The organism is Sphingomonas epibiotica, from assembly GCF_039615155.1.
GTDB lineage: Bacteria > Pseudomonadota > Alphaproteobacteria > Sphingomonadales > Sphingomonadaceae > Sphingomonas.
The window spans coordinates 711,057-731,022 of the sequence record NZ_JBDGHY010000001.1 but is presented as its reverse complement, the minus strand read 5'-3'; the positions used below and the strand labels follow the sequence as shown (position 1 = coordinate 731,022).

20 protein-coding genes are annotated in these 19,966 nt (G+C 67.4%); all 20 read left to right on the top strand.

Features of this window, described 5'->3' with window-relative positions; translation table 11 throughout:
• Positions 1-33: 33 nt before the first annotated feature.
• The 20 genes from AAIO73_RS03530 to AAIO73_RS03435 all read left to right on the top strand — a co-directional run bounded on the left by AAIO73_RS03530 (position 34) and on the right by AAIO73_RS03435 (position 19,955).
• Positions 34-1,242 (top strand): trans-sulfuration enzyme family protein, encoded by a 1,209-nt coding sequence (locus tag AAIO73_RS03530; RefSeq protein ID WP_345876274.1) that lies wholly within the window; start codon positions 34-36, stop codon positions 1,240-1,242.
• Positions 1,239-1,637, top strand: coding sequence for a Co2+/Mg2+ efflux facilitator ApaG/CorD (gene apaG, locus AAIO73_RS03525; protein ID WP_345876272.1), 399 nt, complete (start codon positions 1,239-1,241; stop codon positions 1,635-1,637). The genes AAIO73_RS03530 and apaG overlap by 4 nt, the downstream gene beginning before the upstream one ends.
• On the top strand, positions 1,634-2,425 hold the full coding sequence (locus AAIO73_RS03520) for a LysR family transcriptional regulator (protein WP_345876270.1): 792 nt from the start codon (positions 1,634-1,636) through the stop codon (positions 2,423-2,425). The genes apaG and AAIO73_RS03520 overlap by 4 nt, the downstream gene beginning before the upstream one ends.
• Positions 2,426-2,509: 84 nt before the next feature.
• Positions 2,510-3,502 carry a cysteine synthase A gene (locus AAIO73_RS03515; protein ID WP_345876268.1) on the top strand — a complete coding sequence of 331 codons (993 nt, stop codon included), beginning with the start codon at positions 2,510-2,512 and terminating at the stop codon, positions 3,500-3,502.
• 11 nt (positions 3,503-3,513) lie between these two features.
• Positions 3,514-3,792 carry a hypothetical protein gene (locus AAIO73_RS03510; protein ID WP_242115868.1) on the top strand — a complete coding sequence of 93 codons (279 nt, stop codon included), beginning with the start codon at positions 3,514-3,516 and terminating at the stop codon, positions 3,790-3,792.
• A gap of 357 nt (positions 3,793-4,149) precedes the next feature.
• Positions 4,150-4,620 carry a division/cell wall cluster transcriptional repressor MraZ gene (locus tag AAIO73_RS03505; RefSeq protein WP_345876266.1) on the top strand — a complete coding sequence of 157 codons (471 nt, stop codon included), beginning with the start codon at positions 4,150-4,152 and terminating at the stop codon, positions 4,618-4,620.
• Entirely contained in the window at positions 4,617-5,567 is a 951-nt protein-coding gene (rsmH, locus tag AAIO73_RS03500) for a 16S rRNA (cytosine(1402)-N(4))-methyltransferase RsmH (protein WP_345876264.1), read from the top strand. Before AAIO73_RS03505 ends, rsmH begins: the two co-directional genes overlap by 4 nt.
• Positions 5,540-6,148, top strand: a complete 609-nt coding sequence (locus AAIO73_RS03495; RefSeq protein ID WP_345876263.1) for a hypothetical protein — start codon at positions 5,540-5,542, stop codon at positions 6,146-6,148. Before rsmH ends, AAIO73_RS03495 begins: the two co-directional genes overlap by 28 nt.
• Positions 6,145-7,860, top strand: a complete 1,716-nt coding sequence (locus AAIO73_RS03490) for a peptidoglycan D,D-transpeptidase FtsI family protein (RefSeq protein ID WP_345876261.1) — start codon at positions 6,145-6,147, stop codon at positions 7,858-7,860. The genes AAIO73_RS03495 and AAIO73_RS03490 overlap by 4 nt, the downstream gene beginning before the upstream one ends.
• Positions 7,857-9,272, top strand: a complete 1,416-nt coding sequence (locus tag AAIO73_RS03485) for a UDP-N-acetylmuramoyl-L-alanyl-D-glutamate--2,6-diaminopimelate ligase (RefSeq protein ID WP_345876260.1) — start codon at positions 7,857-7,859, stop codon at positions 9,270-9,272. The genes AAIO73_RS03490 and AAIO73_RS03485 overlap by 4 nt, the downstream gene beginning before the upstream one ends.
• A complete protein-coding gene (locus AAIO73_RS03480) occupies positions 9,256-10,650 on the top strand; it encodes a UDP-N-acetylmuramoyl-tripeptide--D-alanyl-D-alanine ligase (protein WP_345876258.1) in 1,395 nt (464 codons plus the stop codon). The genes AAIO73_RS03485 and AAIO73_RS03480 overlap by 17 nt, the downstream gene beginning before the upstream one ends.
• Entirely contained in the window at positions 10,650-11,720 is a 1,071-nt protein-coding gene (gene mraY, locus AAIO73_RS03475) for a phospho-N-acetylmuramoyl-pentapeptide-transferase (RefSeq protein WP_345876256.1), read from the top strand. The genes AAIO73_RS03480 and mraY overlap by 1 nt, the downstream gene beginning before the upstream one ends.
• On the top strand, positions 11,717-13,081 hold the full coding sequence (gene murD / locus AAIO73_RS03470; protein WP_345876254.1) for a UDP-N-acetylmuramoyl-L-alanine--D-glutamate ligase: 1,365 nt from the start codon (positions 11,717-11,719) through the stop codon (positions 13,079-13,081). The genes mraY and murD overlap by 4 nt, the downstream gene beginning before the upstream one ends.
• Positions 13,078-14,310, top strand: coding sequence for an FtsW/RodA/SpoVE family cell cycle protein (locus AAIO73_RS03465; RefSeq protein ID WP_345876252.1), 1,233 nt, complete (start codon positions 13,078-13,080; stop codon positions 14,308-14,310). Before murD ends, AAIO73_RS03465 begins: the two co-directional genes overlap by 4 nt.
• Entirely contained in the window at positions 14,307-15,452 is a 1,146-nt protein-coding gene (gene murG / locus AAIO73_RS03460) for an undecaprenyldiphospho-muramoylpentapeptide beta-N-acetylglucosaminyltransferase (protein WP_345876250.1), read from the top strand. Before AAIO73_RS03465 ends, murG begins: the two co-directional genes overlap by 4 nt.
• A complete protein-coding gene (gene murC, locus AAIO73_RS03455) occupies positions 15,449-16,855 on the top strand; it encodes a UDP-N-acetylmuramate--L-alanine ligase (protein WP_345876248.1) in 1,407 nt (468 codons plus the stop codon). Before murG ends, murC begins: the two co-directional genes overlap by 4 nt.
• Positions 16,852-17,046 (top strand): hypothetical protein, encoded by a 195-nt coding sequence (locus tag AAIO73_RS03450; RefSeq protein WP_345876247.1) that lies wholly within the window; start codon positions 16,852-16,854, stop codon positions 17,044-17,046. Before murC ends, AAIO73_RS03450 begins: the two co-directional genes overlap by 4 nt.
• A gap of 2 nt (positions 17,047-17,048) precedes the next feature.
• On the top strand, positions 17,049-17,924 hold the full coding sequence (gene murB / locus AAIO73_RS03445) for a UDP-N-acetylmuramate dehydrogenase (protein WP_345876343.1): 876 nt from the start codon (positions 17,049-17,051) through the stop codon (positions 17,922-17,924).
• Positions 17,925-18,105: 181 nt separating this feature from the next.
• Complete coding sequence (locus AAIO73_RS03440; protein ID WP_345876246.1) at positions 18,106-19,029, top strand: D-alanine--D-alanine ligase; 924 nt, start codon at positions 18,106-18,108, stop codon at positions 19,027-19,029.
• A complete protein-coding gene (locus AAIO73_RS03435; RefSeq protein WP_345876243.1) occupies positions 19,026-19,955 on the top strand; it encodes a cell division protein FtsQ/DivIB in 930 nt (309 codons plus the stop codon). Before AAIO73_RS03440 ends, AAIO73_RS03435 begins: the two co-directional genes overlap by 4 nt.
• Positions 19,956-19,966: the final 11 nt, after the last annotated feature.

Genomic DNA, 19,966 nt, shown 5'->3' with positions numbered 1-19,966 from the left:
AAATTCTCCGCCCGAGCGCGCAAAGACCCACGCATGAAGCGCAAGACCGGACAAGACCGCAGCATCACCGCCAACTGGCGCCCCGCAACGCAGGCCGTGCGCGGCGGCACCGCGCGCAGCGAATATGGCGAAACGTCGGAGGCGCTGTTCCTTACTTCGGGCTATGCCTATGATTGCGCCGGGGACGCCGCGGCGCGCTTTGCCGGCGAACAGGTCGGCATGACCTATTCGCGGTTGCAGAACCCGACGGTCGAGATGCTTGAGGAGCGCATTGCTCTGCTCGAAAGGGCCGAAGCGTGCCGGACGATGGCGACCGGCATGGCGGCGATGACCGCCGCGCTGCTGTGCCAGTTGTCAGCGGGCGACCATCTGGTCGGCGGGCGCGCCGCCTTCGGGTCGTGTCGCTGGCTGACCGATACGCTGCTGCCGAAATTCGGCATCGAAACCGATGTCGTCGACGCACGCGATACGCAGGCATTCATCGACGCCAGCCGCCCGAACACGAAGGTCTGGTTCTTTGAGACGCCTGCCAATCCGACGATGGACGTCGCCGACTTGACCGCGATCTGCGCGGCGGCGCGCGAGCGGGGTATCGTCACCGTCGTCGACAACGCCTTTGCCAGCCCGGCGCTGCAACGGCCGATGGAGTTCGGCGCCGACGTCGTCGCCTATAGCGCGACCAAGCTGATGGAAGGGCAGGGGCGCGTGCTCGCCGGCGCGGTGTGCGGGACGAAGGCGTTCATCGACGACGTTCTGTTGCCCTTTACCCGCAACACCGGGCCGACGCTCAGCGCGTTCAACGCTTGGGTCGTCCTGAAAGGGCTGGAGACGCTCGACCTGCGCGTCATGCGCCAGTCGGAAAATGCGCTGAAGGTCGCAAGCTTCCTCGAAGGTCGCGTGCCGAAGATCAACGCGCCGGGTCTTCCCAGCCATCCGCAGCACGACCTCTGCATGCGGCAGATGAAGATGGCGGGGCCGATCTTCTCGTTCGAACTTGATGGCGGGCGTGTCCAGGCGCACGGGCTGCTCGATGCGCTGCAACTCATCGATATTTCGAACAATATTGGCGACTCGCGGTCGCTGATGACGCATCCTGCCTCCACCACCCATTCGGGCGTGGCCGAAGAGAAGCGGATCGAGATGGGCATTTCGGAGGGCATGATCCGCATCAATGTGGGTCTGGAGGATGCCGACGACCTGATCGCCGATCTGGATCAGGCGTTGCGGGCGGTCGCCCTATGAAGGCGCTGTTCCCGCACGAGGCGACGACCGCCGGCATCGCGGTGCGGGTATCGGCGACCTATCTGCCCGAACAGTCACAGCCCGCACAGGGCCGCTGGTTCTGGGCCTATCATATCCGGATCGAAAATGGATCGGATCGCACCGTCCAGCTGCTGACCCGCCACTGGATCATCACCGACGGACGCGGCGAACGACATAGCGTGGAGGGCGAGGGCGTGATCGGCGAGTTGCCGGTGATCGAACCGGGTGGCAGCTTCGACTATGTGTCCGGCTGTCCGCTGTCGACCTCCAGCGGGGCGATGCAGGGCAGCTATCATATGCTCGCCGATGATGGCGATACGTTCGACGTGGCGATTCCGCGCTTCGTGCTGCTGGCACCGGCGGTCGGCGCATGAAGCGGACGCATCTTCCGCTCAACGGCCTGCGCGTGCTCGACGCCGCCGCGCGGCACTTGTCATTCACCCGCGCCGCCGATGAACTGGCGGTGACCCCGGCGGCGGTCGGGCAACAGGTCCGCGCGCTGGAGGATACGCTGGGCGTGGTGCTGTTCCGGCGCACTACCCGCGGCCTCGAACTCACGCCCGAGGGTGAGGCGGGGCTGGCCGCACTGCGCGGCGGGTTCCTGCAGTTCGAGGAGGCGGTCCGTGCGATGCAGGCGGGCCAGTCGTCCAAGTCGCTGACCATCGCCGCGCCGCGCGATTTAACCCAGAAATGGCTGCTGCCGCGGCTATCTCGGATCGCGACGAGCGACCCCGAGCTGCGCTTCGCACTCGTCGCGGCGGACGACGCGATCGACTTTACCGAGGCGAATCTCGATCTTGCCATCCGTTGGGGCGACGGGCCGGGCGCGCATGAGGGCGAGGCGCTCGAGTCGGACGGTATGGTCACGATCGAGCGGGCCGGTGGCGGCGCCGATACGCGGATAGGCTGGGCCGGGTGCGAGCCGGAGGATGCGTCGGCGCTCGTTCGAGTTGCCGATGCCGGTCTCGCCATCGACGCGGCGGCGGCGGGACTGGGGCGCGCGACCGTCCCCGAACTGCTGGCGCGCGGCGACATCGCCAGCGGACGGGTGACCGTAGTCGGCGAGCCGAAGGGCGGGCGGCAAGGCTATTGGCTGGTCGCGCCCTTGCCGCAATGGCGGCAGGCGAAGGTCAAGGCGCTGGTGGACGCGTTGGTGGGGTAGCCCCAAGCCACCATTGCCTGCGACCAATCCATTCTACGGCGCCGGGCGCTTGCCCCGGCGGGCGTCCCGCGCCATCTGGAACCTATGCATATCGCCTCCGACACGCTCGCCCTGATCGGCAACACTCCGCTCGTCCGTCTGAAAGGGCCGAGTGAGGCGGCGGGGGCGGAGATTTTCGCCAAGTGCGAATTCGCCAATCCTGGCGCCAGCGTGAAGGACCGCGCCGCGCTGTCGATCGTCGAGGATGCAGAAGCGCGTGGCCTCATCCAGCCGGGCGGGACGATCGTCGAGGGGACGGCGGGTAATACCGGCATCGGCCTCGCGCTGGTCGCCAACGCCAAGGGCTATCGGACGATCATCGTCATGCCCGAGACGCAGAGCCGCGAAAAGATGGACACGTTGCGGGCGCTCGGTGCGGAACTGGTCCTCGTCCCGGCCGCGCCCTATTCGAACCCCGGCCATTTCGTCCACACCAGCCGCCGGATCGCCGAGGAAACGCCGAACGCGATCTGGGCCAACCAGTTCGACAACATCGCCAACCGTCGCGCGCACATCACGGGCACCGCCGCCGAGATCTGGGAGCAGATGGGCGGGCGGATCGATGGCTTTACCTGCGCGGCCGGGACCGGCGGAACGCTGGCCGGGGTCGGGCTGGGCCTTAAGGAAAAGGACGATTCGGTCACCATCGCGCTGACCGATCCCCACGGCGCGGCGCTGTACGACTACTATGCCTGCGGTGAGCTGCGGTCGGAAGGATCGTCGGTCGCGGAGGGAATCGGGCAGGGACGGATTACCGCCAATCTAGATGGCGCGCCGGTCGATACGCAGTTCCGCGTGTCGGACGCGGAAGGCATGGTCTGGGTCCGCCGCCTGCTGGCCGAGGAAGGGCTGTGCCTTGGTCTGTCGTCGGGCATCAACGTTGCCGGTGCGGTGCTGCTGGCGCGGAAATTGGGGCCGGGCAGCCGCGTGGTGACGATCTTGTGCGATACCGGGTTTCGCTACCTTTCGACGCTGTACAATCCCGAATGGTTAACGGCGAAGGGCTTGGCGGTCGACAGCGCGGGGACTTCGGCGTAACAAGCCTCCGAATGTTGCCACGGTCGGATCAATCGCAACTGCTGCAACGCCTCCGCGTCGGGGCGACCGGTCTGGTGCTGGTCGTGCTGCTGATCGTGCTCGCCAGCGCGCTGTTCCGCTCGGCGATCGACGAGCCGCCGATTACCGAGGACGTTACCGCGGTCGATGAATCGGCCAATGTCGCGCTCGCCAACCTGACCGCCGGCAATCCCGACGAACCGCTCGCCGAGCTGGGCATCGCGCCCGGTACCGCGCCGGGCAACAACGCGACGTTCGCCGAAGCGCGATGATCGTGCCCGCGCGGCGCCGACTCCCTTAACGACGTCGCCCGGACCGCCTGACCGGCCCTTATCAGGTCTCCGATCCCGAGCCTGCCCATTCATTTCCGGCCCTGGTGGGGCGCGTTCCCATGGGCACACGCTGCGTTGCCTGCAATCATCAAGCGAACAAACAAAGTACAGCCCACAAACAGCCCGTCTGGTGGGGTAAAATCCCACTCTCACCCAACTTCTCCCATTGTGACCCATGTGTAGTTTTGGTACCTCTCGAACCGTCACAGGGGGCAGGTCCTGGGATCGTCGAACTTTCTCGCGCGGCGCGTATTTGCCGGGCGCGACGCTTCTCCTGCGTGACCAAACAGGGGCGATGTGTCGGACAGGGAACTCTACCTGAGCTACGGGCTACAGGCAGTCGACGCGAAGGGTCGCGTCGCAGTGCCTGCCAAGCTGCGCTCGGTGCTGGAGAAGAATGCCGACTCCCGCGAACTGCTGATCAAGCGCCACGGCAAGCATGTCTGCCTGAGCGCGTTCGACACCGCATGGCCCAAGATCCTGTATTTGCGCCGGCCGCAGGGCAGCGACGAGGATGGCGACACCGACTATAACGTCGCGGGCAAGGCGTTCGGTAACCTCGAATCGGCGCCGTTCGACAGCGCCGGTCGCTTCGTGCTGCCGACTTTTTACCGGCGCCGGGCGAAGATCGACAAATGGGCGTTCTTCCATGGGCGCGGCGACACCTTCAACATCTGGGACCCGTTCACCCTGATCGCCGACGAAGAGATCGATGCCGACACGCGCGAGCTGTGCGCCTTCCTGATGGAAGAGAAGGGGCTGCAATGACCGCCGCTCCGCATATCCCGGTCCTGCTGACCGAAGCGGTCGCGGCACTCGCGATCCAGCCCGGCGAAACCCATGTCGACGCGACGTTCGGCGCGGGCGGCTATACGCGTGCCATGCTCGCCGCGGGCGCGCGGGTGATCGCGTTCGACCGCGACCCGACCGCGCATGCCGCCGCCACGCCGCTGCTCGACGAGGCGGGCGACCGGTTGTTGCTGATCGAAGCGCCTTTTTCGGCGATGGCGGGCGAATTGGCGGCGCGCGGCATTGACGCGGTCGACGGGGTCGTCATGGATATCGGCGTGTCCTCGATGCAGCTCGATCAGGCCGATCGCGGCTTTTCCTTTCAATCGGATGGCCCGCTCGACATGCGGATGAGCCGGGAAGGCATGACGGCGGCCGAATGGCTCAACACCGCCGACGAGGCCGAGATTTCGGACGTGCTCGACCGCTATGGCGAGGAACCGCGCCATCGCCGCGTCGCGAACTTCATCGTCGGTGCGCGGCCGTTGTCGCGCACTGGCGAGCTGGCGGCGGTGGTGCGTCGCGCGCTCGGCCATCGCCCGCATGAAAAAAAGGACCCGGCGACCCGCGCGTTCCAGGCGATTCGCATCCACCTGAACGACGAACTGGGCGAACTGACCGCCGGGCTGGATGCGGCCGAGCGTGTGTTGCGCCCGGGCGGGCGGCTGTCGGTGGTTAGTTTTCACAGCCTCGAGGACCGGATCGTCAAGCGGTTCCTGCGCGAGCGCGGTGGCGCGATGCCCGCCGGTTCGCGCCACCGCCCGGTGGTGGTGCAGGGACCGGCGGCCAGTTTCGGCAGCATCGCCAAGGCGGCGCGGCCAGGTGACGAAGAAGTGACGATCAACCCGCGCGCGCGTTCGGCGACGTTGCGTGCGGCCATTCGCACGGCGTCCGCGCCGTGGAGTTCGAACGGGAGTGCGATGTGATGGGTGCGTTCGGGTTCGGGACGTTGGGCAAGCTGGTGGCGATCGGCGTGATGGCGCCCGCCTTCTACCTCGTCATTTCGCAGGGGGCAGCGGAGCGCGGCCGGGTCGAGGCGGTCGAGCGATCGATCGTACAGGCGCGCAAGGATATCCGGGCGCTTGAAACCGAATTCGACACCCGCGCCAACATGGCGCAGCTCGAGCGCTGGAACGGCGACGTGCTGGCGCTCGCCGCACCGCGCGCCGAACAATATGTCGGCGGTGAACATCAACTGGCGTCGCTGCCCGGCCGGACCGAGGGCGGCAATGTCGCGCTCGCCTATGTCGTGCCGAGCGCGCCGATGGAACTCGCACCCCCGACGCCCGAACCCGCGCTTGCCGCCGCTGCACCCGCCGCCGCCCCGACGCCGGTGAAGGCCGAAGCCGCCCGTGCCGCCAAGCCGGTCGGTCCGGTCCAAACGGCTAAGGCCGACGTGATCCCGGCCAAGGCACGGGCGGTGGCGATGCTCGACCGAACCCTGCTAAGCGATGCGACCATGGCCGATCTGGCCCGTTCCGCCCGCAAGGAAGCCGCCCGCCCGTGATCGTCGTCGTCGCCCCGCCGCTCAACCAGCAGCGTGCCGACGGCGCGCGCCATACGCTGGTGAACATCGCCCATTACCGGCTGATGGTGCTGATGCTGCTGTTCGCGGCAGGGGTGGCGGCGATCCTCGTGCGGCTGATGCTGCTGGGCGTCATGGCCGAACCGCGCTCTGCCATTGCGGCGGAATCGGCGCTGGTTCCGTTGCGCGGCGATCTGGTCGACCGCAACGGCGCGCCGCTGGCCCGCACCATCGATGCATGGTCGATCGCGGTGCGCCCGGACAAGGTGATCGGCGACAAGCGGCAACTGGCCGAACAACTCGCTGCGCTGATGCCCGATCACGACGCGGGCTATTATTACGCGCAGCTCAATCTCGATCGCAGCTTCGTCTACCTGCGCCGCCGCGCGCTGCCCGAACTGGTGCAGGCGGTGAATGCGCTGGGCGAACCGGGCATCGCGCTCGGGCGCGAACCCGAACGCCTCTATCCGCAGAGCGCGATGGCGGCGCATGCGCTCGGCTATCTCGACATGGACGGTCGCGGCGTGCGCGGCATGGAGAAGTTCCTGAACACGCGGCTGGTCGACCCGGCCGAGCGTGGGCGTCCGGTGGCGCTCAGCCTCGACACGCGGGTGCAGGCGGCGCTGGAAAGCGAACTCGCCAATGCGATGGCGGTATTCCAGGCACGCGGCGCGGGCGGCATCGTCCTCGACAGCGATACCGGCGAAGTCATCGCCATGACCTCGCTGCCGACCTTCAATCCCAACCACGTCACCGCCAACACCGGTCAGATGAATACGGTGACGCAGGGCGTGTACGAACTGGGGTCGGCGTTCAAGCCGCTGACCATGGCCGCCGCGCTCGACGACGGCGTCGTGCCGTCGCTGTCGAAGCGATATGATGCGACCGAGCCGCTGCGCGTCGCCGGTTTTCGCATCCGCGACGATCACGCGCAGAAGCGCTGGATGAACGTGCCCGAGATCCTCGTCCATTCGTCGAACATTGGCACTGCCCGCATCGCCGACGAAATGGGCCAGGCGCGGATGGAAAAGCTGTTCCGGGCGCTGCACTTCGACGCGGCACCCGATTTGGAGGTCGAAAAGTCACGCCCCATCTGGCCGCATTACTGGGGGCGGACGACGACGATGACCACCGCCTTTGGTCACGGCATTGCGGTTACCCCGCTGCACCTCGCCAGCGCCTATGCAGCGCTGGTCAATGGCGGCATTTGGCGTCCGGCGACGCTGATGAAGCTGAAGCCGGGACAGGCCCCCGCCGGCCGCCGTGTGTTTTCAGAGGCGACCAGCGCCAAGATGCGCGCGTTGCTGCGGCTGATCGTTACCGACGGCACCGGCCGCAAGGCGGAGGCCCCCGGTTTTCGCGTCGGTGGCAAGACTGGCACCGCCGAAACCGTCGGCGCCGGCGGCGGCTATTCGAAGAAGGTCAACGTATCCACCTTCGCCGCGGTCTTCCCGATGGATCGCCCGCGCTATGTCGTGATCGCGATGCTCGACAGTCCCAAGGGGACGAAGGAAACCTTCGGCTTCACCAGCGCGGCATGGACCGCCGCCCCGGTCGTCAGCCGGGTCATCTCTCGCACCGGACCATTGTTGGGGGTGATTCCCGACGCCAATGCCGATATCGACGTCACCGGATTGCGCGGGCTGCTATGGCGCGCGCCGGGTGATGCGAAGAAGCTGGCGAACGTGGAATGAAATTGGGAACGATTACCGGCGGTGACGAACCGCAGATCGTCACGGGGTTTGCGATCGACCATCGCAAGGTTGCGCCGGGTACCGTCTTCGGCGCGTTCGAAGGGGCGCGGGTCAATGGCGAGGACTTTATCCCCGCCGCCATCGCTGCCGGGGCGATCGCCATCGTCGCTCGCCCCGAAGCGGTGGTCGAGGGCGCGGTTCACATTACCGCCCGCGATCCGCGCGAGGCATTCGCCCGCGCCGCCGCACAATTCTTCGCACCGTTCCCGCCGACCTGCGTCGCTGTCACCGGCACCAATGGCAAGACCAGCACCGTCGAAATGGTGCGGCAGCTTTGGCGGATGCAGGGGCATCATGCCGCGTCGATCGGCACGTTGGGCGTCACCACCGCCGACGAACGCGTCACGACCGGGCTGACTACGCCCGACATCGTCACCTTCCTGTCGAACGTCGCCGGGTTGGCGCGCGAAGGCGTGACCCATGTCGCGTTCGAGGCGTCGAGCCACGGCCTATCGCAATATCGCACCGAAGGGCTGCCGGTCCGCGCCGCCGCCTTCACCAATCTGAGCCGCGATCACCTCGACTATCATGGCGACATGGCGACCTATTTGACTGCCAAGTTGCGGCTGTTCGCCGAAATGCTGGCCGATGACGGCACGGCGGTGGTGTGGGTCGACGATCCCCATGCCGATCGGGTGATCGATCTGGCGCGGGTCCGCGGCAACACGCTCATCACCGTCGGCGAACATGGCGACACGCTGCGCCTGACCGGGCGGGAGCCGAGCCTGCTGGGACAGGTGCTGACGATCGAGGCGGAGGGGCAGGCGCACAAGGTGCAGTTGCCGCTGATCGGTGCCTATCAGGCGGCGAACGCGCTGACCGCGGCTGGCCTCGTACTGGCGACCGGCGGAACGCTCGCCGCGACGCTGGCCGGGCTGGCGCGGTTGCAGCCGGTGCGCGGGCGGCTGGAGCGGGCGGTGATCCTGCCCAATGGCGCGCCGGTCTATGTCGACTATGCCCATACCCCCGACGCACTGGAGGCCGCGATCGCAGCGCTTCGTCCGCATGCCGATGGGCGGCTGATCGTCGTGTTCGGCGCAGGCGGCGACCGCGACACCGGCAAGCGCGCGCCGATGGGTGAAGTGGTCGCGACCCATGCCGATGTCGCGATCGTCACCGACGACAATTCCCGCACCGAAGATGCCGCGACCATTCGTGCGCAGGTGTTGGAAGGCGCGCCGAACGCGACCGAGATCGGCGACCGCCGCGCCGCGATCCGTGCGGCGTGCGACATGGCGCAGGCCGGCGACATAGTGCTGATCGCGGGCAAGGGGCATGAACAGGGTCAGATCGTCGGCGACATGATTCTGCCCTTCGACGACGTGCAGGTGGCGCGTGACTGTGCGGGCTGATGGTGCCGGTCCGCTCTGGACCTCGGCCGCGATCGCCGCTGCGACCGGGGGTGTCGCTTCCGCCGATTTCCAAGCGGACGGCGTAGCCTTCGACAGTCGTGAGGTAGGCCCCGGCGACCTGTTCGTCGCGCTGTCGGGCGAAGCGACCGATGGCCATCGTTTCGTCGCCCAGGCGTTTGCGCAAGGGGCGGCAGGGGCGCTGGTGTCGCAACCGGTCGACGGGCCGCACGTGCTGGTGCCCGACACCATCGTCGCACTCAATCAGCTTGCCCATGCCGCCCGCGCGCGCGTCGCCGGGCGGATCATCGGCGTGACCGGATCGGTCGGCAAGACCGGCACCAAGGAGGCGTTGTTCGCCGCGCTCGACCGCGTTACCTTCGGTCAAGCGCATCGATCGGTCAAAAGCTATAACAACCATACCGGCGTGCCGCTCAGCCTGTCGCGGATGCCGGCGGCGACGCGCGCGGCGGTGCTCGAAATGGGCATGAACCATGCGGGCGAGCTGTCGAAGCTGACGCGGCTGGTCCGGCCCGATATCGCGATCATCACCACCATCGCCCCCGCCCATACCGAATTCTTCACCGGCGAAGATGCGATCGCCCGCGCCAAGGGCGAGATTTTCGAAGGGCTGACCCCCGGCGGCGTCGCCATCGTGCCGTATGACAGTCCGCATCGCGACACGCTGATCGCCGCCGCGCAGCCCTATGCCGGCCGCATCGTCACCTTCGGCCTGCGCGACGGGGCCGATGTCCGCGCGATCGAGCATGTCCGCCTGTCGAGCGGCGACAGCTTCGTCACCGCGCGGCTGGGTGACCGCGAGGTGAGCTATACGCTCGCCCCGCCCGGCGAACATTGGGTCGCCAATTCACTGGCGGTGATGGCGGCGGTCGATGCGATCGGCGGCGATCTTGGCGTCGCGGGTCTTGCGCTCGCCGATCTCGACGGCCTGGCCGGGCGCGGCGCACGGCGGCGGATCAAGGTCGGCGACGGCGAGGCGCTGGTCATCGACGAAAGCTACAACGCCAATCCCGCCTCGATGCGCGCGACGTTGAAGGTGCTGGCCGCCGAACGTGCCGAACGCCGTGTCGCGGTGCTGGGTGAAATGCGCGAGCTGGGCGAATCGTCCGACGCCTATCACGCCGCGCTGGCGGTCCCCATCGACGAAGCGGGCGTTTCGCGCGCCATATTGGTGGGGGAAGGGATGCGGCCCCTGGCCAAGGCGCTTGAGGGGCGCGTCGAAACCGTCCATGTGCCCGACGCCGCCGCCGCCACGCGGGTCCTGTCGGACCTGCTGTCGCCGGGCGATGCGGTACTCGTGAAGGGATCGAACGGGGTGGGGCTGGCGCGGGTCGTCGCCGACCTGTGGGGCCAGGACTGATGTTGTACGAAATTGCCGAATATCTCGGCTTTCCCGGTGTGCTGAACCTGTTCCGTTACCTGTCGTTCCGCACCGGTGCGGCGACGGCGACGGCGCTGTTCCTCGGCCTCATCATCGGTCCGCGCTTCATCGGCTGGTTGCGCGTACGCCAGGGCAAGGGCCAGCCGATCCGCCTCGACGGACCGCAGACGCACCTCGCCAAGCGCGGCACGCCGACCATGGGCGGGCTGATGATCCTGACCTCGCTCACCACCTCGGTGCTGCTGTGGATGGACCTTGCCAATCCGTTCGTCTGGGCGTGCCTGTTCGTGACGCTCGGCTTTGCGGCGATCGGTTTCCTCGACGATTATGACAAGGTGCGGAAAGCGAGCACCGCCGGCGTATCGGGTCGGGTCCGGCTGCTGCTCGAATTCCTCATCGCCGGCGTCGCGAGCTGGATCATTATCCAACAGACCGGCACGATGCTGTACGTACCGTTCTTCTCGGGCGTCGCGATCGATCTGGGGCCGTTCTACGTCATCTTCGCCGCATTCACGATCGTCGCGTTCGGCAATGCGGTGAACCTGACCGACGGGCTGGATGGTCTCGCCACCATGCCGGTCATCATCGCCTCGGTCGCGCTGATGCTGATCGTCTACATGGTCGGCAATGCCAAGTTCGCCGCCTATCTCGGCATCCCGCACGTGCTGGGGGCAGGCGACCTCGCGCTGTTCTGCGGCGCGATCGTGGGGGCGGGGCTGGCGTTCCTGTGGTACAACGCCCCCCCGGCGGCGGTGTTCATGGGCGATACCGGCAGCCTCGCGCTGGGCGGCGCGCTGGGGGCGATCGCGGTGTCGTCGCATCACGAAATCGTGCTGGCGATCATCGGCGGTCTGTTCGTCGTTGAGGCACTGAGTGTCATCATCCAGGTGTTCTGGTACAAGCGCACCGGCAAGCGCATCTTCCGCATGGCGCCGATCCACCATCATTTCGAACAGCTCGGCTGGGCCGAGGCGACGGTCGTGATCCGCTTCTGGATCATCGCCTTCGTGCTGGCGTTGGCCGGCCTCTCGACACTGAAACTGCGGTGATTGTCGCCACCGCCTGGGCGGGGAAGAGGTTCGCGGTGCTGGGGCTGGCGCGCTCCGGCGCGGCGACGGTGCGCGCGCTGCTCGCCAGTGGGGCGGAAGTTGTCGCGTGGGACGGTGATGAAGCAAAGCGCGACGCCCTGTCTCCCTCTCCCCGCTCGCGGGGAGAGGGGACTTCTTCTCCTACGGCAGCGCTTGCCACACCCCCTCTCCCAACCCTCTCCCCCATGGGGGAGAGGGCTTTGGTGTTGGCCGATCCGATGACCTTGGACGCTGTCGAGGTCTACGAACTGGACGGCATCGTCGTGTCACCCGGCGTACCGCTGAATCGCCACCCGATCGCCCAGTACGCCGGCGGTGTGGCCATCATCGGCGACATCGAACTCTTCGCTCAGGCCCGTGTCGACCTCCCTGCGCACCAGGTCGTCGGCATCACCGGCACCAACGGCAAGTCGACCACCACCGCGCTGATCCACCACATCCTTGAACAGGCCGGCGTCCCGACCCGCATGGGCGGCAATATCGGCCTTCCGATCCTTGCGCAGGACCCGTTGCCCGCGGGCGGCGTCTATGTCCTCGAACTGTCGAGCTACCAAATCGATCTGACGACCAGCCTCGATTGCGACGTCGCGGTGCTGCTCAACATCACCCCTGACCATCTCGACCGCTATGCCGGTTTCGAAGCCTATGCAGCGTCGAAGGCGCGCCTGTTCGCGATGCAGTCGCCCGGCAAAGCCGCGATCGTCGGCACGGGCGACGCGACCTCGACCGCCATCGCCGACACCCTGCCACACGCCACCCGCCTCGCCGTGCCCGCCGATGCGCCCGCCTATGGCCCCGCGCTCGCCGGCCCGCATAATGCCCAGAACGCGCTGGCCGCCATTGCGGTGTGCGAAGCGCTCGGCCTCGACGCCGACACCATCCGCGCCGGCTTGCAAAGCTACCGCGCGCTCCCCCACCGCATGGCGCACGTCGCCGACGTGAACGGCGTCGCCTATGTCGACGACAGCAAGGCGACCAACCCCGATTCAACCGCGCCGGCGCTCAACGCGTTCGGTCGCATCCACTGGATCGTCGGCGGCCTCGCCAAGTCCGACGACCTCAATGCCTGCCGCCCGGGCTTCGCCAATGTCGTGCGCGCCTATACCATTGGCACCGCCGCGACACGTTTTGCGGAGCTGCTCGCCCCCGACATGCCCGTGGAGAACACCGGCACCCTCGACGCAGCGGTCCGCGCCGCCGCCGCCAACGCGCAACCCGGCGATACGGTGCTGTTGTCGCCCGCCTGCGCATCATTCGACCAGTTCAGCGATTTCGAAGCGCGCGGCCGCGCCTTCGCAGCAGCGGTGGAGGCTTTGCGATGACCGATATCGGACGCGGGCGGGACGTTCGCGCGCTGCGGCAGCGGGTTGAAACGATCCAGGGGCGCAGCGCCCGCTCGCCGATCGGCGCATGGTTTCGCGAAGTCGACCGGGTGCTGCTGCTGATCGCGATGGTGTTGATCGCGATCGGGCTGGTCGCGGTCGCCGCTGCGTCGCCTGCCTCGGCGGTGCGCTATTCGGGCGGCGACGTCACTGTGCCGCCGATGATGTATTTCTGGCGACAGGCGGGGTGGATCGCCTTCTCCTTCCCGGTGATGATCGCGGTATCGATGTTGCCGGTCACCTTTGCCCGGCGGCTGTGTCTGCTCGGCACCGCGCTGCTGGTGCTGGCATTGATGGTTACCCCGTTCTTGGGCGTCGAGGCGAACGGCGCTCGCCGCTGGGTCAGCCTTGGCATCGGTCAGTTCCAGCCGTCCGAGTTCCTGAAACCGATGTTCATCGTCACGACCGCGTGGCTGCTGTCGCTGCGCGCGAAGGACCCGCAACTGCCGATGCTGCTGGTCACCGGCGCGCTGACCGCGGTCATTGCCGGCTGCCTGATGCTCCAGCCCGATTTCGGCCAGACGGTGATCTTCTGCGGCGTGTGGGCGGCGCTGCTGATCGTCGCCGGCATTCCGGTGCGGACGATGGCGCTGCTAGGCGGGGCAGGGGTCGGGCTGGTCGCTGCCGCCTACACCTTTTACGGCACGGCGCGGGTCCGCATCGACGGCTTCCTGTTTCCCGATCCGGAGAGTGCCGCGACCGACAGCTATCAGGTCGACATGGCCCATGCCGTGCTGACCGCAGGCGGCGCGATCGGCACCGGTCCCGGCGGCGGGCGGGTGAAGTTCAAGCTTCCCGAAGCACATACCGACTATATCTTTGCCGTAGTGGGTGAGGAATTCGGCCTGATCGCCTGCGGCATCATCGCGCTGATCTTCCTTGCCATCGTCGTGCGCGTGTTCGTCCGCCTGCTCGATGAGGAAGACGCGTTCAAGCTGCTCGCCGCCGCCGGCCTGGCGGTACAGTTCGGGGCGCAGGCGCTCATCAACATGGCGGTCAATGTCGGCATCGCCCCGTCAAAGGGGATGACGCTGCCGTTCATCTCCTATGGTGGGTCGTCGATGATCGCGCTGTCGATCGGCATGGGACTGCTGCTCGCTTTCACCCGCCGGAACCCGTATCTGACCCGCTCACCCTATGGCCAGCAGCGCTGGAGCGGAGCGAAATGAGCAAACATTATGTCCTCGCCGCCGGGGGCACCGGGGGACATATGGTCCCGGCAGCGGCGCTTGCGGTCGAACTGACCCGGCGCGGCCACCGCGTCGCGCTGGTCAGCGACGAACGCGGCGTGCGCTTTCCCGACCTGTTCGATGGTATCCAGACACACGTCCTGCCCGCCGGGCGGTTGAGCGGCGGACCGATCGGCTGGCTAAAGGCCGGTCGACAGATGCTGGCCGGGCGGTCGATGGCGATCGAACTGTACAGGACGTTCCGCCCCGCCGCCGTGATCGGCTTCGGCGGCTATCCGGCACTGCCGGCACTGCTCGCCGCCTTCGCGCAGAAGGTGCCGACGATCGTCCACGAACAGAATGCCGTGCTCGGCCGGGTCAACCGGCTGGTCGCGGGCAGCGTCGATGCCATCGCCACCAGCTATGAAGCGGTCGATCGGCTGAAGGACAAGCATGTTCCCAAGACGCATCTGGTCGGCAATCCAGTGCGTGACAGCGTCCTCACCCTGCGGGATCGACCCTATCCGCATCTCGATGCCGAGGGGATTTTCCGCGTGCTGGTCACCGGCGGAAGCCAGGGGGCGAGCGTGCTCAGCCAGGTCGTGCCCGACGGACTCGCGCTGCTTCCCGTCGCGTTCCGCCGCCGGATGCAGGTGACGCATCAGGCGCGGATCGAGGATATCGACGCGGTGCGCGCCAAATATGCCGAGCATGGCATTCCGGCGGAGATCGCGACCTATCTGCCCGACCTGCCCGACCGGCTGGCATGGGCGCATGTCGTGATCGCGCGGGCAGGGGCGTCGACCATCGCCGAACTGACGGCGGCGGGCCGTCCCGCGATCCTCGTGCCGCTGCCCGGCGCGACCGACGATCATCAGACCGCGAATTGCCGCGAGATCGTGTCGGCCGGCGGCGCGCGTGCGATCGCCCAGTCGCAATTTACCCCTGCGGAATCGGCCAAGCAGATTCAGAAGCTCGGCCTCGATCCCGCCGCGCTCGCCAATGCGGCGGCGCGTGCGCGTAGTTGCGGGCGGCCGTTCGCGGTGCGCGACATGGCCGATCTGGTCGAAAGCATCGACGCACCAAAGGCGAAAGTGGGCAAGGTCGCCCCCGCCAAACGACAGAAGGAAGCATTTGCGTGAAGGGTGTCGCGACCGATATCGGTACGATCCATTTTGTCGGCATCGGCGGCATCGGCATGTCGGGCATTGCCGAGGTGATGCACAATCTCGGCTATAAGGTGCAGGGATCGGACGTGGCCGAGGGCTATGTCGTCGATGGCCTGCGCGCGCGCGGCATCGACGTGCATATCGGCCATAAGGCGGAGAATGTGGAGGGCGTGGCGGTCGTCGTCACCTCGACCGCGATCAAGCCCGGCAATCCCGAACGCGACCATGCGCTCGCCAGGCGCATTCCGGTGGTGCGCCGCGCGGAGATGCTCGCCGAACTGATGCGGCTGAAATCGACCGTCGCGGTCGCGGGGACGCATGGCAAGACGACCACGACCTCGCTGATTGCCGCGTTGCTCGATGCCGGTGGCGTCGATCCGACCGTCATCAACGGCGGCATCATCAACAGCTATGGTTCGAACGCACGACTGGGTGCGTCGGACTGGATGGTGGTCGAGGCGGACGAAAGCGACGGCAGCTTCCTGCGCTTGGACGGCACGATCGCGGTCGTCACCAATATCGACCCCGAACATCTCGACCATTATGGCAGCTTCGACCGGGCGAAGGACGCCTATGTCGAGTTCATCGAGAATGTGCCTTTCTATGGCGCGGCGGTGCTCTGCCTCGACCATCCCGAGGTTCAGGCGCTGATCCCGCGCATCCGCGATCGCCGCATCGTCACCTATGGCTTTGCCGCCCAGGCGGACGTGCGCGGCGTCGAGGTGACGGCGGGCCGCGACGGCAACCGGTTCGACTGTGTGGTGCGCGACCGCGATGGGCAGACGCGGACGATCGCCGGCATCCACCTGCCGATGGCGGGCCGCCACAATGTTCAGAACGCGCTGGCGGCGATCGCCGTCGCGGTCGAACTGGGCCTAGACGACGCGACCATCGCGCAGGGCTTTGCGAAGTTCGGCGGCGTCAAGCGCCGCTTTACCCGCGTCGGCGAGGTCGCGGGCATGACCGTGATCGACGATTACGGTCACCACCCGGTCGAAATCCGCGCCGTCCTGTCCGCCGCACGCGAAGCGACCGGCGGGCGAGTGATCGCCGTCGTCCAGCCGCACCGCTATTCGCGGCTTGGCGCGTTGATGGATGAGTTTGCGCAGGCGTTCAACGATGCCGACGCGGTCCATGTCCTGCCTGTCTACGCCGCCGGTGAAACTGCGGTCGACGGCGTCAGCGCCGAGGCTTTGGTCGACGGCATCCGCCTGCGCGGCCACCGTTCGGCACAGGTCGCCGCCGACAAGGACGCGCTCGCCACCGCGCTCGCGTCGCAAGGGGAGGACGGCGACCTGATCGTCTGCCTCGGCGCGGGCGACATCACCAAGATCGCCGCCGGCCTGCCCGCCGCGATCGAAGCGAAGCTGGCATGAGCGACTGGTTCTCCACCGCGATCGAGATGCAGCGCGAGATCCTGCGCGCGCAGCAGGCACAGCTCGATGCCGCCAAGAAGCTGCTCGACACCGCCGAACAGCGCGACCTGACCGAGGTCGGCAAGCAGGTCGCCGATGCGCAGGCCGAGGCTTGGACCGCATGGGCGCGCTTCTGGGGCGTTGGCAAATGAACATGCCGCCGGTCCGCGGCCGGCTGACCCCGAACGCACCGCTTGCCCCCCTCGTCTGGTTCAAGGCGGGCGGTGTGGCGCAGTGGCTGTTCGAGCCAGCCGACACGGATGATCTTTGCGACTTCCTCCGCGTGCTCGATCCAGCGGTGCCGGTCATGGGGCTGGGGCTCGGCTCCAACCTGATCGTCCGCGAGGGCGGCGTGCCCGGTGTCGTCGTGCGTCTCGGCAAGCCCTTCGCGAAGGTCGCCGCCGACGGCCTGACCCTCACATGCGGCGGCGGAGCGAGCGGTATCCTCGTCTCCTCGACCGCCCGCGATGCCGCAATCGCCGGCGTCGAATTCCTGCGCTCGATCCCCGGCACGGTCGGCGGCTTTGTCCGCATGAACGGCGGCGCCTATGGCCGCGAGGTGGCCGATGTGTTGGTCGACGCACAGGTCGTGACCCGCGACGGCACACTGACGACGCTTGGAAAAGCCGACCTCAACTATCGCTACCGCCACAGCGACCTGCCCGCAGGCGCAATCGTCGTCTCTGCCACCTTCCGCGGCGAAGCGGGCGATCCGGCGGCGATCCAGGCCGAAATGGACCGCATCGCCGCGGCCCGCGAAGCCTCGCAGCCGCTGCGCTCCAAGACCGGCGGATCGACCTTCAAGAACCCGGACGGGCACAAGGCATGGACGCTGGTCGACGCCGCCGGCTGCCGGGGGCTGCGCAAGGGCGATGCGCAGGTGTCGGAAAAGCACTGCAATTTCCTGCTCAACACCGGCAACGCCACCAGCGCCGATATCGAGGCGCTGGGCGAGGAAGTGCGGGCGAAGGTGCTTGCCGCCTCGGGCGTGACGCTCGAATGGGAAATCCAGCGGGTGGGGGTGGCGTGATGGGCCGGTTCCACCCAACCCCCAACCCGTTCGCTTCGAGCGGAGGTTCGAGCGCAGTCGAGAACCGCAGTCGAGAAGGCCGCGCCTGGGGTAACCCGTTCCCGACGGACGCTTCTCGACTTTGCTCGAAGCTGCTCGAACCGAACGGGTTTGTGATCGAAACGACAAAGGAACCGACCGCGTGACCGACCCCCTGCACATCGTCGTCCTCATGGGTGGCTGGTCGTCGGAACGCGAAGTCTCGCTCATGTCCGGCAACGGCGTGGCGACTGCGCTCGAATCGCTCGGCCACCGTGTCACCCGCATCGATATGGACCGCAACATCGCCGCGCGCCTGACCGAAGCGAAGCCCGACCTCGTCTTCAATGCACTGCACGGCTCGCCGGGCGAGGACGGCACGGTACAGGGCATGATGGACCTGATGGGCCTGCGCTACACGCATAGCGGCCTCGCCACCTCGGTCATCGCGATCGACAAGGTGCTGACCAAGCACGCGCTCGTCCCCGCGGGTGTCCCCATGCCCGGCGGCCGCATCGTCAAGACCGCCGAACTCTACGAACGCGACCCCCTGCCGCGGCCCTATGTCCTCAAACCCGTCAGCGAAGGATCCTCGGTCGGCGTCGCCATCGTCACCGACGACAGCAACTATGGCAATCCGATCGCCGCCGACGCCAAAGGCCCGTGGCAGGAATTCGACGAACTCCTCGCCGAACCCTTTATCCGTGGCCGCGAACTGACCACCGCCGTCCTCGGCGACCGCGCGCTCGGCGTCACCGAATTGAAGCCGAAAAGCGGCTTCTACGATTACGACAGCAAGTACACCGACGGCCTGACCGAGCATGTCTGCCCCGCCGACATTCCCGACGATATCGCGCAGGCGTGCATGGCCTATGCTGTCACCGCGCACCGCGTGCTGGGGTGCAAGGGGGCGTCGCGCACCGACTTCCGCTGGGACGACACGCAGGGCAGCGACGGCCTGTTCGTCCTTGAAACCAATACCCAGCCCGGCATGACCCCGCTCAGCCTCGTTCCCGAACAGGCGCGCCATGTCGGCATGAGCTACGAACAACTCGTCGGCTGGATCGTGGAAGAGGCGATGCGATGACCCAGACCGGCAAGCGCGTCGTCCAGACCCGCACCGTCAAGGCAAAGCGCCGCGTCCAGCAGAAGCGCCCGGTCCGCGCGTCGGTTCTCGATCAGGCGGTCGCGGCGCTGCCCGGCGGTGCCGCCACCGCCCGCCGCATCGTCGGCTGGAGCCTGACCGCCGGCGCCGGCGCGATCGTCATCGCACTCGCCAACTGGTTCGGCCTGTTCGGCATGGTCGGCGTGGCCGCTGCCGAAGCGGTCGGTTCGGCGGGCTTTCGTGTCGAACAGATCGAGGTGACCGGTCTGAAGCGCATGGACGCGACCTCGGTCTATGCCGTCGCGCTCGATCAGCGGTCGCGGGCGATGCCGCTGGTCGATCTCGACGCCACGCGACAGAAGCTGCTCGGCTATGGCTGGATCGCCGACGCCCGCGTCTCGCGCCGCCTGCCCGATACGCTGGTCGTCGACGTCGTCGAACGCGATCCGGCGGCGGTGTGGCAGAACAAGGGGCAGCTGATGCTGATCGACGAGGGCGGCGTGCTCCTCGACGGCGTACAGCCCAACCGCATGCCGCGCCTGCCGCTGGTGATCGGCGATGGCGCCAATGCGCAGGAACCGGCCTATCGCAAGCTGATGGCCGCCGCGCCGGCGCTCAAACCGGTGGTGAAGGCGGCGGTGTGGGTCGGCAATCGCCGCTGGGACATCTTGTTCCAGACCGGCGAGCGGCTGGTCCTGCCTGAAGGGGACGCCGAATCGGCAAAGGCACTGGTCAAGTTCGCGCAACTCGACGGCACGCTCGGCCTGCTCGGCAAGGGCTATGACCGGTTCGACCTGCGCGATCCGACCAAGCTGGTCGTGCGGATGAAGCATGCGACACCGAACGAGGTCGAGGATGACGGGTCGGATAATCAGGCGGCGGCGGCACCGCTGACCGACGCCGACTGAACAGGGGGGCA

Excerpts from the sequence above, each read along its gene's own strand:
- AAIO73_RS03530 (WP_345876274.1), top strand. The coding sequence starts at position 34 with ATGAAGCGCAAGACCGGACAAGACCGCAGCATCACCGCCAACTGGCGC.
- apaG (WP_345876272.1), top strand. The coding sequence starts at position 1,239 with ATGAAGGCGCTGTTCCCGCACGAGGCGACGACCGCCGGCATCGCGGTG.
- AAIO73_RS03520 (WP_345876270.1), top strand. The coding sequence starts at position 1,634 with ATGAAGCGGACGCATCTTCCGCTCAACGGCCTGCGCGTGCTCGACGCC.
- AAIO73_RS03515 (WP_345876268.1), top strand. The coding sequence starts at position 2,510 with ATGCATATCGCCTCCGACACGCTCGCCCTGATCGGCAACACTCCGCTC.
- AAIO73_RS03510 (WP_242115868.1), top strand. The coding sequence starts at position 3,514 with ATGTTGCCACGGTCGGATCAATCGCAACTGCTGCAACGCCTCCGCGTC.
- rsmH (WP_345876264.1), top strand. The coding sequence starts at position 4,617 with ATGACCGCCGCTCCGCATATCCCGGTCCTGCTGACCGAAGCGGTCGCG.
- AAIO73_RS03485 (WP_345876260.1), top strand. The coding sequence starts at position 7,857 with ATGAAATTGGGAACGATTACCGGCGGTGACGAACCGCAGATCGTCACG.
- mraY (WP_345876256.1), top strand. The coding sequence starts at position 10,650 with ATGTTGTACGAAATTGCCGAATATCTCGGCTTTCCCGGTGTGCTGAAC.
- AAIO73_RS03465 (WP_345876252.1), top strand. The coding sequence starts at position 13,078 with ATGACCGATATCGGACGCGGGCGGGACGTTCGCGCGCTGCGGCAGCGG.
- murG (WP_345876250.1), top strand. The coding sequence starts at position 14,307 with ATGAGCAAACATTATGTCCTCGCCGCCGGGGGCACCGGGGGACATATG.
- AAIO73_RS03450 (WP_345876247.1), top strand. The coding sequence starts at position 16,852 with ATGAGCGACTGGTTCTCCACCGCGATCGAGATGCAGCGCGAGATCCTG.
- murB (WP_345876343.1), top strand. The coding sequence starts at position 17,049 with ATGCCGCCGGTCCGCGGCCGGCTGACCCCGAACGCACCGCTTGCCCCC.
- AAIO73_RS03435 (WP_345876243.1), top strand. The coding sequence starts at position 19,026 with ATGACCCAGACCGGCAAGCGCGTCGTCCAGACCCGCACCGTCAAGGCA.